We start from the raw sequence: 14,953 nt of genomic DNA, 5'->3' as shown, positions 1-14,953 counted from the left end.
CACATAGACCTCAGTTTACGTGTGCGGTTGGTCACCCCGAAACAAAGTCGGGATGGTCGTGCGGTTGAAGGCGGACGGGGTTCTAATTCATCCAGCCTTATTAAGACGGGTCACTCGCCAGTGACCCGTTTTGCTTTTCGGATCAGGCATTCGTTCTAGGTCCGCCGCTCCGATACATCAGAGTTAGTCTACTTCGTGTGGATAGAGAAGGGGGGCTACGCTAGGCTCCCTTTATGTGACGGCTCGCGAGCATCATCCCTGGATGGAAGAAAGATGCCATGACGGCATCCCTCTTCAGGGTTGATTGGCAGCCTCGGACCCCTGCCCATCCGCTAAATTGTGTCGCGCTATTGAGCTAACTTTCTGATCGCTGCTCGACCCGGACGGCTCTCCTCGGCGGACCTTCAGTCCAATGTTGATACGGCCGTTTTCTCTTCTCTTGATGCCTGCCCGAAGTCTTCATTTATCGCTCGCTTTCAAGCCTCAAGCCCGACCGTGCTGATGTCTCGTATTATTACTGAAGTAACTTCTGCTTAGCGCGCCGCACAGACTCCGGGCCATTTGCACAGTAGAGTCCTTTATTCTTCCCTCGACCAACCCGCCGATCCCGACAGGACCGGGTTTGCACTCCGTATCCGGTGCAACCGTCTCTGCGCGAGGAAAACCCGTTGAGGTCTTCTAATAATGTCGTATGCGAGTGCCTCAAGGCAAGGCGCATGGTCCACTTGCTCAAGCTCGGAGCCTTGAATTTATGGCCATCGGCTGTACGGTTCGTGACGCCCCGCGAGGTTGCACGTGGCCGACAGCTTTACATTGAAATCCTGGCCCATAGCTCGATTTGATTGTCAGTGTTGCCTGTTGCGATTTACCGTCTTTGCCCAGATTTTTTACCCCGGCCGACCAGCGGTTCGTCGTCGAATTTCGCTTGGATTTAGACGACCATGAGACACTGTTAAACCCGACGAAAACGGGCTGATCTTGACCAGAAATATGCTTCAAAAAAAATTTTCCGGAGGGCGTCTATCGGGCGCAATTTTGATGATTTTTGGCCCTTTGGCCCCCCCGGAACGGTCGTATTCGCACGAAATGCGCCAGGTGATTCGCATGCAGAACGACCATTTTACCGATTGATCATAACCCGATTCGCATGCGCTTTGCTTTTCAATCCATCATGGAGATTTGCATTTCCCCAACTTCGGAACGCCTCAGGGTCCTGTATGACGGAGAAGACGCAGGACCCGTTTAAAGCCATCCCGCGCATGGCCATCACGATTGACCTCGCCATTGCAGACGAGAACGTTGCTGGGCGCTGATCGGCAGCGCGACGCGGCACATCACGACGCCGATCTCGTGACCGCGACCGCCTCCGTCAGCTGTCCTCGAGGTCGTTGGTGGACGATCCACCGCATCGGGAGCGCCGATTGGTTCCAACTGCCCCGCCGAACTAGAACGCGGCAAGACCGAGGAGACGCGGCGCGCCTCGACTGCGTTCTCCGCCGTTTCAGAAGCTTCTCGGTCGGCGTGCTAACAACGGCGGGAGCGAATGGCGACCGCTAGTTTTGCCCACTTTCACAAATTCCTGGTAGGGTTTTCCGCCCTCCACTCCATCGCTGCAATCGCAGAGCGATTTCGTGTGTGCCCGATCGCGACGTGAATCAGTTCAGGCCATTACCAAGCCTGAAAACCGCAGCTCTCTCAACGAGTGCGCTCAGGTTAGAATGAAGCTGCCTGCGTGTCTCAGCATCGTCACAACCCCAATACCAGGACAATGCAGTCACAGTTTCCGACACGGCCGCCGTCGGATAATGTTCCCCTGGTGTAGACGCGAACGGCGCATCGGTTTCAGTCAGTATTCTTTCCCGGGGAAGCTTCTTGATGATCGACGCTGCACGTCGGCTCCGGAGCATTGGAAGCCCGACAGAAAACCATGCCCCGATGTCGACGGCCCTTTCGGCATGCGACACTGGGCCTGAAAACCAATGCAATATGGCCACTCCGGCTTCGCGCCTTTTCCCGAGGGCCTCGATGACCTCACCGCTCGCGTGCCTGCTATGAATGGACATGACGCGGCCCCCGACCGAAGCGCATGCGCTGAGAAGCTCGTCGAAGACCTGCTTCTGCAGGTCGATGTGCCTCGCGTAGTCGTCGCCGCCGTCAATTCCGATTTCACCGACATAGCGGGTCTCTCCAAGCAACCTTCTGAACAGCCCGATCTCGCCATGCCGTTCCGAAACGAGTTGCGGATGCAGCCCTAGCGCCGTCCTGATCCGCTTCCGTCCTTTAGAAATCTGGGCGGTCTTGGGAAACGCTTTGGGCGTGTTCGTAACCGAAAGCACATATGTCCCCGCGCGCTCGATCTCGTCGGCGGCGCGCTCTGGCGAGGGAAACAGGTCCACATGGCAATGGAAGTCGATCACGTCCCGAAACCTTGGCTGCTCAAATAGCTTGCGACCTCCTCGAGACCACGCTTGTGGACGCCGAACCAGTTGGCGCGTTCTACAGGATCGAACGGCAAGGGTCCACTCGCGATGGCGCGTTGTCTGAGACCGTGTTCGTCGCGGGCCGTCGCCACAAGCATGGCCATGACGTCATCGCGGATGTCGGGTCGATCCCACAATGCGCCTAAGTCAGGATACTGATAGGACGTCGTGTCGTCGACTCCGGCTTTGGCGAACGCTGCCCGCCTGATCAGGCATGGAACGCAGTGGCCGCATTGCTGGCTTTTGCGCTTCCACTTGCCGCAGGAAACGGTCGACACCGCAGCGTGCGCGAAATCGTCGTTCGGTAGCATCCCGGACAGCATCTCCCCCTTTGTCATATGGCGGTACGGGTTTTGCAGCCGGACCCCGAGGCCCACCTTGTCGAGGATCGACTGCACCTGTGAAAGGAAGTTTGGGTGGGTTGTCCGCGTGCTGTGGGAACCAATCCTACGTCTTGTGAGCGGCGCGTTGAGAGCGATGAAGCCATTCTCCGGCACGAACAAGTCCACGGCCCCGACAGACGGCTTCTTCGCCAGCACTGCGTTAGCCGCAACCACGCCGAACGCCAGGAAGCCGAGGCTCCGCGTGCGCATGGTGGTGTCGCTCTTGTTCGGACCGCTGAAGACCGGGTTCGCGTTCGCCGCGAACCGGGGAAGCTTCTTTCCGAGGCGCGGTGCGAGGTATTTCTGGTAGCTCTGGTCTCCCCGGTAGGAGTGGCTCACGAGCAACGGCGTCCGTCCTGTATCGGCAAGCTGACGTGCGCCGATGAGGCTGTCCAAGCCACCCGAGAACAAACACGTGCAATCGGCGGAGCCTATGGCGATATGCGAGCGATAATGCCTCAGCACTGCTTCCTTCGTGGGCGGCTCCAACCCCTGATCCCTGAAGGAAAGCCTCCAGCGATCTCCGCTTAGAAAGTTCAACGCGCGTTCAAGATCGGACGCGATGTCCTGCCAGACTTCAGGTCGGGCGAGAGGGACGTCCAGACGAAGTTCGCGGGTCCAGCCGTTGGCGGACCAAGTCTCGCGGTTGACGAAGGTGTCGGCGGCGACGACCGCCAATGCGATGGACAGGAAGTCGAGCGCCACGGGATCGATGACGACGCCGAGTCTCCTGACAGCCAATTCGAGCCTTCGCCCGATCGATCCGGTTCCAAGTCGTGGCGGCCGGGCACCGTACAGGAAGATATGCGCCGTGCCCGCGACGTCGGTCGCCGGAATGTTGGTGTCGTCGATGTGGAAGATAAGCTTATTCATCGAAGCTTTCCCATTCCCGCCAGACTTCGGTGACGGCCTCCCGCATGAATCGATGGATGTCCGCTTTCGTCAGGTCTTTGGCGTCGGACAGGCTAGGTCCCAGATTCTTTTCGACCACGACGCGGATGACCTCGAGCAACTCACTCTCCGCCTCCGGCGTCCGCTGCTCGTCAGGAGCGTTCGCCCACGACCCGCCGACCTCCTCGACGATCTCTTGAAATATCGACTGGGAGAGGTACTCACCGAGTATTCTGTTTATGGTCTCCTCATCCAGACGGTCAGGGTCGAAGTTTCCTTCGCCCATGACCTCGAGCATCGCTTCGTCGATGGCCTCGCGTATCCTGTCGCTGTCGCCGTTCTCCGGCGCGAGGGTCTCAGCCAGTCTTTGGCAGACGACGTCAAGCGGCTGGCCGGCGAGAGACTCCTTCGACAGGCCTCGCTCCGCCGCCTCACCTCCGTCTCCTCCAAGCGATTTCAGGACGTCGTAGAGATCGCCGCCCGTCGTGTAGACGGACCCAAAACGCCTCGGCCCGACGGCGCTTCCTCCAGTCGACGTCCGGGCATAGTGTCCGAGCGATTTGCGGAGGTCGCCGCCGTCGCCTCCTTTGAGAAACTTTCCGAACGAGGTCCTGAATGCCTGAAAGCGTTTGGGCGGTGGTGGCGGCACAGGCGCGCCCGGCTGGTCGTCAGCCCAAGGCGGCACCATAGGCTGGTTGGAACCAGAGCCTCTTGATGACGAGGATGTGCCCATCAGCCTTTGCTACCCGCGCTCTTGTTGCCGTCGCCCTTCATCATGGTTGCCATCCACTTTGGAGTCTTGGGCAGGCTCTTTATGAAGGCGACCAGCTTGTCATGGGCGATCTTTTCCTTCGTGGCGAGAAGGTGTGCGCCACGGAAATCGGGGCGTAGTTTGCTCCAGTCCGGGTTTCTCTTCATGGCGGCTATGATCTCGTCCATAGCGTCTCCGACTTCGGAAGGGTCGATGTCGTCGATAGCCGCCTTCGATGCCGGAGAAGTTGCAATTGCCGTCTTGAGGAGAATTTCGATAGCCTTCCGTGTCTTCTCGCTCAGACGCTGAATGGAAACCCTGACAGGCATTGTCTCCCTCGAAAGATAGACCGCCGGACGCAGGTCCAAGCCACCGAGAGGCGGGTGCAGTTTCAGCCAATCCGAAACGAAATCTGCATACTGCTGCCAATCTTTCGGAAGGCGATCGGGGGGAACCGCATCCGGTATCGCTTCCAGCTCTGTCAGCGTCGGAGCCTTTCCGGCCGGCGCAGAGCTAATCATTGCATTCAGAGTCCGGATGGCGTCTTCTCCCGTGCACCTCTCGAAAAGGGCGAGCTTCGCTATGATCGACTCGTCCAGCGCCATGCCACGACGCCTCGCAACCGAAGCTCTCATCCGGACCACGTTCAGCAAGCGCTTCACGATCCGCGGATTACCGTTTACCTGGTTCGAGTGCGCGAGGAGGTCAGCCAACCTGTCCATCGTCTCGAGCGTTCGACGCAGCTCATGGCCGACCGGGATGCCCAAGTTTGCCGCAGCCCGGTCTACGTCGAAAGGAGCCTCGTCGGACCAACTGCGGCGGAGTTTCTCGATGAGGAACGTCCTGAGGTCTTCCACCTTGGCGGGTTCCACTTCAGACCTGGCCGCCGCCAACATGAAAAGATACGCCCTGACTTCCTGCAGACCGAGCTTCGGAACGCGCAGCGGCACCTGGATCAGCTTGTCGAGGTAGTCGGTAATATGGCGGTCGCCCGGGTCCTTGAAATGCTTTGCGACTGCCAGCCGGACCATGTCTTCGTCGGCGGCCACGATGAATGCCGTCTTGGGTAGGAAGAGGAAGAGCCGCATGGCTTCGAGCGTGGAGATCGCGTTTGGCGGAAGGCATCGATCCAGATTATCGACGAAGACCACTAGACGTCGGTCGAGTTTTGACAACAACTCGCTGAAGTCTTTGCGAAACGCTACGATTTCTTCGGGTGCGTTCCGCTTCTCTTTGGGTTTGAGTAGCCCCGTCGTTCTCTTCTCGGCTTCGGCCGCCGCTTCCCTGACCGCAGTAATGTCTTCTTCGTCGGATGTACCGTCCCACATGTCGCCCGCAGCGCCAGCGGCTTTCGCGAACATTCCCAAAGTCGGCACGCCGGCAAAGAACGCGCCAACATCGGCCGCTATTCCCAGCACCTTTAACTTGTTCACACGGCGATAGAAGTTCGCGGCTTTCTCCTTCAACGTCTCCGGGGCGGCCTCGTACACGGATTTCGCGATGACCGTCATCAAAGCCGATTTCGCCTCGTCGAAGTCCTGGTAGAGCCAAGCGTCGAACGGCACGACGAGGTTGCGCTTATCCGCCTCGAGTTGCTTCCCGATCAACTGTAGAATGCTTGACTTGCCGACGCCCCACGTGCCGTAGACCCCGAGTGAAATCGGAAGCATAGCGTCGTCGCACACCATGTCGCAGATCATCTCCGAGACTTCGGAGTAGTTGAGATAGTCTGTTTGGCTTTCGCTATCCGCCCACATGGTTCCCCCCGCTCCTTTTGGAGAGATAGGGTCTACCAATACGCGTGGTCAAGAAGAGCAACAACTATTAGGAATAAACGCCGTGATTATTCACTGGATGTTTTAGTTGCGCGGCCGATCTCGACCATCCTTGCGCCAGGTGCCACCATGCCCGCCAAACGCGGTCCGCCACCGTGGTGCAGAAGCGAGGCTCATCCCCGGAGGTCAGAGATGGCGTAAGGCGTGAAACGACGAGACCGAGCGTTGTAGCCAACATCGTAATCAAGCTAGGTGGCAACAAGATCAGCGAGCTTATCAGCAACGCCCGCCAGTGTATCCTCCCCCGTGCTCAGGCCGTTTCGCGAGGCCAGCAGCGGACTGACATTGCGAAGTGCATCATAAGTCGTATTATGAATGATGGGCACGAGTTGATCAGTCGCGAGAAGCGCCGAAAGCTCTCGGTCTGCAACGCCCCCTGTTGGAAGGCGAAGCAGCAGCGCGGGTGTCACCAGCACAATCCCGATGCGCGACTTTGCTAATCCCCTATCAATTTCGCGAAGGAACGACGATCCAAGAGGAATGTCCTTTTCGCTAAACCAGACGGAGACACTGCGAGCTTTGAGCAGATCGTAGAGTTTTGTGGCGTCTTCCAGCCGGTCAGCCCACGCGTGACATAGGAAGACATCACGAAGATCAGGTAGTTCCGCTCGCTTCTCGACGGTTTCGCGGATTGGCGTGAGTGCCTTAACTTCCACGGGTGTATACAAAACTATGGAACCGGCTTTCGACCACTTCGCTCTTACAGTGCCGGACCCGCCGCCGCTACGCGGCGACGAAGAGGGGTAAGATGACGGAGTGGAGTAAGACGGGGACGGGCGCGAATACCCCCCATAGCCGTACCCGCCATACCGGCTAGAGCCACCACCGCAAGCAGGGCACTCTGCTCTGCCACTCGCTGTGCGGTGGCCACGTGATGGTGCTGTGCATCGAGCCATTTCGAAACCTTCCCCTATTCTTCATCAAAACTGGATATGGGTGTCTGCAATACTCATTTAGTGCGCTACCGAGACCGATTCGTATATCAACACGGTGCCCGTCCTACGACTGGCGTCAATGCCGAACTTGCTTTCGCCCGGGTCTTCGACAGCTTTCTAGCAACGCATAGCCGAAAACAGCTCTTCGGCTACCCACTCGTCTCTGACATACTTGAGCCCTGTAACGGCCGGCTTCGGCCGAAAGCTGCCAAGTTACTTCGGCAGCGTCGCGCCCCGGAACGGACGCGGCACTTCAATTCGCGTTTGAAGGCCAATGCTGGGTGATCAGGTCAACCGTCTACTACGGCCTGTCTGACGACATGGGACGGCATCACGAAGCCGAGTATTTGACCGTTACGCCGCGCTGCCGAAAGTAGGCCTGCATTAGCTTCCTGCCAGAACGGTTGTTCTGCACGAGCCTAGCCGGGTCAAAGACGGCCTCTTTCAACCCCTCCCGCGTCAACGCTGCCTTGAGAGTCGCGATATGCGCGTCGATGTCGGCATTGTCCGCTCGGAGCGATTCATAAATGCGGTTTATTGCATCTGCGACGGTCGGTTCGCTCACCATTGCACTCCTGTTGTTGTTTGGCTGGCGCTTACCACATTTTTCTGCTTGACCCTAGAGGATGCTCTGTCTCCAACAGCATGACGTCATTGACGATCTAAAGGAAGCGACCCATCTAGGCGTCATGCCGAAACACGACAAGAACCACATCGAGCTGCTCAAGACATGGGTGCTAGCGCCAGCGGCAACATTGGGTTCATCCGTCCGCATGAAGGGCATCCTTCTGGAAATTCGCGCGCGGCTTCCGCATGCCACGAAGAAATCGCTCAATCTCGATGGTCGCGAGCTCACGCTTATGATGTCCACAAGCGAGAAGGCTGAATTCCACGCCGCATCGGCTATCGTCGCCAAGGCGTTGGTAAACATCGAGACCCTTCCAGTGATTCCGCGGGAGATCGAGGACATCCTTACGATCAAGACGAGCGAAAGACATCGTTGGCTGGCCGACGGTCGCTTACCAAGTGCTGGAACGCGAACGGTCAAGCTGCGCGGGCGCGCCAGGAAGATAACGTTTCACGTCTTCGATCCGAGGATTGTCGGAGACATTCTCGATGGGGGCGTCGTCGAAGATTGGCGCGAGGAAGACGCGGCGGCTGCCGCCGAAAACCGCAGACGGGCTGCGTACAAGGCGAAGTTGACGCGGTCATTGAGAAACACCACCAAGGGCGGGTCAAATTCCGAAGCCGAACACGGAGACGTCGCCTCCAACCTGGTCGGATGGGAGGAGTTCGGACGCGATGGACTTCTTCGATAATCGGCAATCGACCGGACTGCGCCAAAAGCGGTCATGCCGAAGCGGCTCTCAAGTTTGCAACCCAAGAGGCAATGATGCGCGATACGCGGCTCGGGGCCTCCATTGGCAGCATGTGGCCTGCCCCTTCGATCACCGACAGCTCTGAACCTTGGATGTTGTCATGCAGTTCCCTGGCTTCCGCGAGACTGCGGACTTGGTCGCCGTCACCGGCCAGTATCAGGGTCGGGCAGCGTATGTCGCCGAGCCGTTCAAGATCGCCGTGCCGCGGCAGCAGAGATTGTCCTCGAAAGACCTCGCCACCGAGGCGGCGTGACATCGCCTGGATGCGATCGATCAATTCTTCGTCCTCGGCCCTCGTCGAATGAAGCGAGTTGGCGATGGCCGACCTCTTCAATCCTCCGAAGCGACTGTCCGCGAGCTGCTTTGCATGAAATGCCTTTCGCTGCGCCTGCCCAGGCGAGTCCCCTCTCGCCGAAGTCGCGATCAGGACAAGACCCCGAACACGGTCGGCCGCTCGCCGAGCGATTTCGCGCGCCACATATCCGCCCATTGAGAACCCGATCGGTAGGAGTGGCCCGTCGACTGAAGCGATAGCCCGCGCCGCCATATCCTCGATCGAGGCGTCGCGGGTGGTGTCGACGTCGACGATGGAACCGAATTGTTCGAGTTCCGGGCGCAGGTCGCGCCAAAGGTCGCCATCCAGCATGAAGCCGGGCACGAGGAGGATCGTCATCGGCGGGCAAGCTCGTCGACCAACCATGTCACGAACTGCCCGCGGAGCGCGTTGTTTTCCTTTTCGACAGGCCAGACCGCGCGGTAGCTCAATCGGCTGTGCATCGCGTCTTCGAACACCACCTTCAACTGCCCACTGTTTAGCTCCCTCTGGAAAAGGAACTTCGGCAGAAGGGCGATCCCCGCGCCGCTCACCGCCGCGGCCGCGCAGGCCTCCATCTGGTCGAAGATGGGGCCGTGGATGAAGTCGAACTCGACTTCGGTCTGCGTGAACCACGTCTCCCAGCTGTCGGGCCTGCAGCTCAAGACCAGGAGTGGATGGCCGAGGAGGTCGGCCGGAACCGTGAACTCCCCCTCGGCCAGCAGGTCAGGTGACGCCATGGGCACGATTGCCTCGTCCATGAGCTCTACGCCGTTGCACCCCATCCAGTCGGCTGAACCGAAATGGACAGCTACGTCGATCGCCTGTTCGGCGAAATCGAACACCTCGGGTCGAGTGTAGATGTTGACCGTCACGTCGGGGTGCTTCTTGTTGAAATCCTTGAGCCGGGGAACAAGCCATCGATTTCCTAGCGCTGGAACGGTGGCGACATTAAGGGTCTTGGCCCGTGGGTTCGCCCGAAGTCCCATCGATGCGGCAGCGATATGGCGAAGCGCGAGGCGCACCTCGTAGGCGTATTTCGCACCCGCCTCGGTCAGCCGAATTGTCTGATGTTCCCGGACGAAAAGCTCGAAGCCGATCTGGTCCTCGAGATTCCTGATCTGACGGCTGACTGCGCTCTGCGTCAGGTCGAGCTCCTTGGCCGCCTCGGTGAAGCTCCCTGTCCGGGCAGATGCCTCCAGCGCCGTCAGCAGATGCGTCGGAGGCAAGAAACGCCTGGGAATTCTCATAGATACCGTCTCCCGTCAGTCAGGGCGGTTCTAACATGGTCGCCATCATTCCCCCATAGGAATCCGGGCGACGCGGCATTCCGAGTTGGAACAACCTCCTTCAGTTTCATTGCTTTCGGTCGCCGCCCGATCTTGGCACCTATTGCGCAAGAACTTGCGGAAGGTGACACATGGCCGAGAAAACAGCGCGTCTGGCGGTAGACATTGGGGGTACGTTCACGGACATCGTCCTGGAGACGGACAAGGGCCGATCCACGCTCAAGGTGCTGACGACACATGACGCCCCCGAGCGGGCGATCCTCGAGGGCTCGCAGGAACTCCTCGACCAGGCGGGCATCCGGAACGACGAGCTTGAATACTTCGTGCACGGGACGACCTTGGCGACGAACGCCCTCATCGAGCGGAAGGGTGCCAAGACAGCGCTCATTATGACCGAGGGCTTCCGGGACACGATCGAGATCGCGGACGAAAGCCGTTATAACCAGTACGACCTCATGATCGAGCGGCCCGCGCCGCTCGCACCCCGCGACCTGCGTTTCACGGTGCCCGAGCGCCTGGCCGCTGACGGCTCTGTCCTCCTGGCGCTCGATGAGAACGCAGTCTCGAAGCTCGCCCGCACACTCGTCGAAGCCGAAGTGGCGAGCGTCGCCGTCTGCTTGATCCACGCATACGCCAATGGCACGCACGAGCGTCGCGTCCGGCAAATCCTCAACGAAGAAGCGCCGCAGCTCCTCGTCAGCATATCCAGCGAGGTCTCCCCGGAAATCCGCGAATACGAGCGGTGTTCGACGGTGACGGCCAACGCCTATGTCCGGCCGCTCATGGCGGGGTACCTGGACCGCCTCGAGAAGGAGCTGGCCAATCGCGGCACCGACTGCCCACTCTATCTGATGACCTCCGGCGGTGGTCTCACCACCCTCCGAACGGCCGCCGAGTTCCCGATCCGGTTGGTCGAAAGTGGCCCCGCGGGCGGCGCGATCATGGCGGCCCATGTGGCGGCCGAGAACGGCATCGAGCGGGCGCTCTCGTTCGACATGGGCGGAACCACCGCCAAGATTTGCCTCATCGACGACCATGCGCCGACGACGACCCGCACCTTCGAGATCGACAGGCGCGACCGCTTCATGAAGGGCAGCGGCTTCCCGGTTCGCGTTCCCGTCATCGAGATGGTGGAGATCGGTGCCGGCGGCGGCTCAATCGCCCGACTTGACGCCATGAAGCGCTTGACCGTCGGCCCCGACAGCGCGGGCTCCGAACCCGGCCCGATCTGCTACGGGCGCGGCGGACATGAACCGACCGTCACGGATGCCGACCTCACGCTCGGCAAGATCGATCCCAAGGCCTTCGCGGCCGGGCGGATCGAACTCGACACTGCAGGCGCGCAGGCGGGCATCAAACGGGCAGTCGGCGAGGTCTTCGAAGGTGCCGCGCATGTCGGCGCTGGCGCGATCTCTGAGATCGTCGACGAGGCGATGGCGAACGCCGCCCGCGTTCACGCGGTGGAAGGCGGCCGCGATCTCGCTGACTACACCATGGTGGCGTTCGGCGGCGCGGCCCCACTCCACATCGCCCGCCTCGCTGAGAAGCTCGGGATCGAAAAAGTCATCATTCCGCCTGACGCCGGGGTCGGCTCCGCCGTCGGATTTTTGCGAGCACCGATCTCGTTCGAAGTCGTGCGGAGCAAGTACGCGCAGCTCGGAGATTTTGATCACGTCGCCATCAACGAGGTCCTGGCCTCCATGTCGGCGGAGGCGCAGAAGATTGTCAGCGCCGGGGCGGGAGACCGTCCTCTAAAGGAAACGGCGACGGCGTTCATGCGCTATCTCGGCCAGGGGCACGAGGTCTCGATCACTCTGCCCAACGCTGCGCTTGACGCCAGCAGTCCCTCGACCTTGCGCGTCCTATTCGAGAAGGCATACGCGAGGCTCTTCTCCCGCACGATCCCCGGTGCCGAGATCGAAGTCCTGACCTGGACGGTTCTCGTCGAGACGAAGACCGACGTCGTCGTCACAGGGGCCGCGGAACCCGCCCGCTATCAACCTGACAAGATCGGCGATCGGAATGTCTACGACCCTGCCCGGAAAAAAGAAGCCGTCGTTCCCGTTTACTGGCGTCACGACCTGAAGCCGGGGGCTGGGTTCTCCGGTCCCGCGATCCTTTCCGAAAAGCAGACCACGACCGTCGTGTCGGCGGCGTTCGACGCCCACGTCAACGCTCGTGGCTGCATCGTGCTCACCCGCAAGACGGAGGTTTGAAATGATCCAGCTCGACGCACTTGACCTCCAGGTGATCTGGAACCGCCTGATCGCGCTCGTCGAAGAGCAGGCCCAGACGCTGCTCCGCACCGCGTTCAGCCCGATCGTCCGCGAATGCGGCGATCTGAGCGCGGGCGTGTTCGACGCCAAGGGCCGCATGCTCGCGCAGGCCGTGACCGGAACGCCGGGTCACGTGAACGCGATGGCGGCTTCGGTCGGCCACTTCCTCAAGCGGTTTCCGCTTGAAACGATGGTCGAGGGCGATGTCTATGTCACGAACGACCCCTGGCTCGGCTCCGGCCACCGCAACGACTTCGTCGTCTGCACGCCCGTGTTCCTTGGCGGCCGTGTCGTGGCGATCTTCTCCTGCACCGCGCATCTCACCGATCTCGGTGGCCTGGGCTTCAGCCCGGAAGGGACCGACGTCTTTATGGAGGCGCTCGGCATCCCGTTCCTCAAGCTCTTCGACGCCGGGGCCCTCAACGAGACACTGATGGCGATCGTCAAAGACAACTCGCGCCTGCCGATCGAGTGCGAGGGCGACATGTACTCCCTCGCCAACTGCAACGAGATGGCGGGTCGCCGTCTCCTGGCTACGATGGACGAGTTCCGGCTCGACACGCTGGAAGGCGTTTCCGACCACATCCTGAACAGCTCTCGCGACGCGGCGCTGGCGAAGATCGCGGCTCTGCCGAAGGGCGAATGGTCGGCGAAGATGACCATCGACGGCTACAATGCCCCTGTGCTCCTTGCAGCGACGCTCATGATGGATGGGGCCAAGATCAAGGTCGACTACTCGGGCACGTCTTCCCAGGTCCAGAAAGGCGTCAACTGCCCGCTGATCTACGCAACCGCCTACACGGTCTACGGCCTCGCCTCGGCACTCTTCCCCGACATCCCGAACAACGCGGGGTCGCTCTCGGTCTTCGAAGTGACGGCTCCGTCAGGGTCGATCGTCAACGCCGAACGTCCCGCCGCGGTCCAGTGCCGCCATGTCATCGGACAAATGTTGCCGGATGTCGTGTTCGGCTGCTTGGTGCAGGCGCTCCCGGACGCCGTTCCGGCAGAGGGCGCGTCCTGCCTCTGGAACGCGACCTTCCAAGGCTCGGCCGCCGATCCGTTCGTGGTGACGTTCTTCACCAACGGCGGCACCGGGGCACGGCCCGTCAAGGACGGCCTTTCCGCCACCGCATATCCGAGCGGCGTGAAGAGCGCGCCGATCGAAGTGCTCGAGGCAACCACGCCGCTGCTCTTCTGGGCCAAGGAATTTCGCCCGGGCTCGGGCGGGGCCGGAAAGTGGAACGGCGGCCACGGCCTCCGCATCGAAGTCGAGAACCGCTCGCGCGGAGCCGTCACCCTCAAGACGTCCTTCGACCGCATGCGCAATCCGGCGCGCGGCCGAAACGGTGGTACGGCGGGTGCGCCAGGTCGCCTCTCGATATCGGGCGAACAGCGCGGCGGCATGGGCATGCACAGCATCGAGCCGAAGGCACGCCTGCTTCTCGAAACACCCGGCGGCGGCGGCTTCGGTCCCGCTTCCGAACGCACGGCCGACGCAGTCGCACGCGATCGGCGTCACGGCCTCACATCCTGATCAGAAGGAGATCGAACATGAGATTGGAAGGCAAAGTTGCCGCCATCACGGGCGCGGCAAAGGGTATCGGTCTGGCGATCGCCGATAAGTTCGTTGCCGAAGGCGCGAAGGTCGTCATGGGCGACATCGACGCCGAAGTCCTGGCACAGGAAGCGGGGCGGCTCGGCATGCCGTACGACGTCGGCGACGCTGGCATGAAGGCTGACGCCGACCGCCTGGTCGTCAGGACTGTCGAGGCGTTCGGACGGATCGACATCATGGTCTCGAACGCCGGCATCACCAACAAGCCTGCCGAATTCGTGGACCTGCCGGAAGAGGAATTCGACCGGGTCATCCGGATCAACCTCAAGTCCCAGTTCCTCACCGGGCAGGCGGCGGCGCGGCAGATGATCGCCCAAGGCGGCGGCGGCGTCATCATCAACATGTCGTCGGTGAACTCGCGTCTCGCTATCCCGACGCTGACACCCTACGCGGTCTCTAAAGCCGGGTCGACGCAGCTCACCAACGTGATGGCGATCTCCCTCGGCGGCCACGGCATCCGTGTCAACGCGATTGGCCCGGGCACGATCCTGACCGAACTCGGCCGCAAGGCGGTCCTCGGTGACGAGGCGGCCCGCGTCCGCGCCCTGTCCAGAACCCCGATCCGCCGCTTCGGCACCCCGGAGGAAGTCGCCACCGTCGCCCTGTTCCTCGCGACCGATGATAGCTCCTACATTACCGGCCAGACGATCTACCCGGACGGCGGCCGCCTTGGATTGAACTACACCGTTCCGGTCGAATGATGACGTCAGATGGCGGTCGGGGAGTCTGAACTCGCAGACCGCCCCTAAGGGCAAGTTCTGCGCGCTTCGCCGATCCGGTTTTCGGCTCGGCCGTTGATCGGCAAG

General features: G+C 60.8%; 12 protein-coding genes. 4 read left to right on the top strand and 8 right to left on the bottom strand.

Going from position 1 to position 14,953, the window contains the following annotated elements; translation table 11 throughout:
• Positions 1–1,655: 1,655 nt before the first annotated feature.
• From qatD to USDA257_RS23535, 6 genes are all read right to left on the bottom strand, one after another.
• The gene (gene qatD / locus USDA257_RS23560; RefSeq protein ID WP_014765503.1) at positions 1,656–2,417 is read right to left on the bottom strand and encodes a Qat anti-phage system TatD family nuclease QatD; all 762 of its coding nucleotides are present in this window, start codon (positions 2,415–2,417) and stop codon (positions 1,656–1,658) included.
• Positions 2,414–3,736 (bottom strand): Qat anti-phage system QueC-like protein QatC, encoded by a 1,323-nt coding sequence (gene qatC, locus USDA257_RS23555; RefSeq protein ID WP_014765502.1) that lies wholly within the window; start codon positions 3,734–3,736, stop codon positions 2,414–2,416. Before qatC ends, qatD begins: the two co-directional genes overlap by 4 nt.
• Positions 3,729–4,487 carry a hypothetical protein gene (locus USDA257_RS23550; RefSeq protein WP_014765501.1) on the bottom strand — a complete coding sequence of 253 codons (759 nt, stop codon included), beginning with the start codon at positions 4,485–4,487 and terminating at the stop codon, positions 3,729–3,731. Before USDA257_RS23550 ends, qatC begins: the two co-directional genes overlap by 8 nt.
• Entirely contained in the window at positions 4,487–6,262 is a 1,776-nt protein-coding gene (locus tag USDA257_RS23545; RefSeq protein ID WP_014765500.1) for a KAP family P-loop NTPase fold protein, read from the bottom strand. Before USDA257_RS23545 ends, USDA257_RS23550 begins: the two co-directional genes overlap by 1 nt.
• A 266-nt stretch (positions 6,263–6,528) precedes the next feature.
• Positions 6,529–6,996: a toll/interleukin-1 receptor domain-containing protein gene (locus tag USDA257_RS23540; RefSeq protein WP_014765499.1), complete on the bottom strand. Its 468-nt coding sequence runs from the start codon at positions 6,994–6,996 to the stop codon at positions 6,529–6,531.
• A 610-nt stretch (positions 6,997–7,606) separates the two neighbouring features.
• Positions 7,607–7,843, bottom strand: a complete 237-nt coding sequence (locus USDA257_RS23535; RefSeq protein ID WP_014765498.1) for a hypothetical protein — start codon at positions 7,841–7,843, stop codon at positions 7,607–7,609.
• A 121-nt stretch (positions 7,844–7,964) separates the two neighbouring features.
• Here USDA257_RS23535 and USDA257_RS23530 point away from each other — a divergent pair, with 121 nt between their 5' ends.
• Positions 7,965–8,594, top strand: coding sequence for a hypothetical protein (locus USDA257_RS23530; protein WP_041414577.1), 630 nt, complete (start codon positions 7,965–7,967; stop codon positions 8,592–8,594).
• A 31-nt stretch (positions 8,595–8,625) separates the two neighbouring features.
• Here the strand turns inward: USDA257_RS23530 and USDA257_RS23525 are convergent, their stop codons facing one another.
• Positions 8,626–9,327 (bottom strand): alpha/beta fold hydrolase, encoded by a 702-nt coding sequence (locus USDA257_RS23525; protein WP_014765496.1) that lies wholly within the window; start codon positions 9,325–9,327, stop codon positions 8,626–8,628.
• Positions 9,324–10,217, bottom strand: coding sequence for a LysR substrate-binding domain-containing protein (locus USDA257_RS23520; RefSeq protein ID WP_014765495.1), 894 nt, complete (start codon positions 10,215–10,217; stop codon positions 9,324–9,326). Before USDA257_RS23520 ends, USDA257_RS23525 begins: the two co-directional genes overlap by 4 nt.
• Before the next feature lie 170 nt (positions 10,218–10,387).
• Here USDA257_RS23520 and USDA257_RS23515 point away from each other — a divergent pair, with 170 nt between their 5' ends.
• The 3 genes from USDA257_RS23515 to USDA257_RS23505 are packed head-to-tail and all read left to right on the top strand — an operon-like array spanning position 10,388 to position 14,848.
• A complete protein-coding gene (locus tag USDA257_RS23515; RefSeq protein WP_014765493.1) occupies positions 10,388–12,472 on the top strand; it encodes a hydantoinase/oxoprolinase family protein in 2,085 nt (694 codons plus the stop codon).
• Position 12,473: 1 nt separating this feature from the next.
• On the top strand, positions 12,474–14,066 hold the full coding sequence (locus tag USDA257_RS23510; RefSeq protein WP_014765492.1) for a hydantoinase B/oxoprolinase family protein: 1,593 nt from the start codon (positions 12,474–12,476) through the stop codon (positions 14,064–14,066).
• Positions 14,067–14,083: 17 nt separating this feature from the next.
• On the top strand, positions 14,084–14,848 hold the full coding sequence (locus USDA257_RS23505) for an SDR family NAD(P)-dependent oxidoreductase (RefSeq protein ID WP_014765491.1): 765 nt from the start codon (positions 14,084–14,086) through the stop codon (positions 14,846–14,848).
• Positions 14,849–14,953 lie beyond the last annotated feature (105 nt).

Source organism: Sinorhizobium fredii USDA 257 (assembly GCF_000265205.3).
Lineage (GTDB): Bacteria > Pseudomonadota > Alphaproteobacteria > Rhizobiales > Rhizobiaceae > Sinorhizobium > Sinorhizobium fredii_B.
This window is presented reverse-complemented; position numbering and strand designations above follow the sequence as displayed.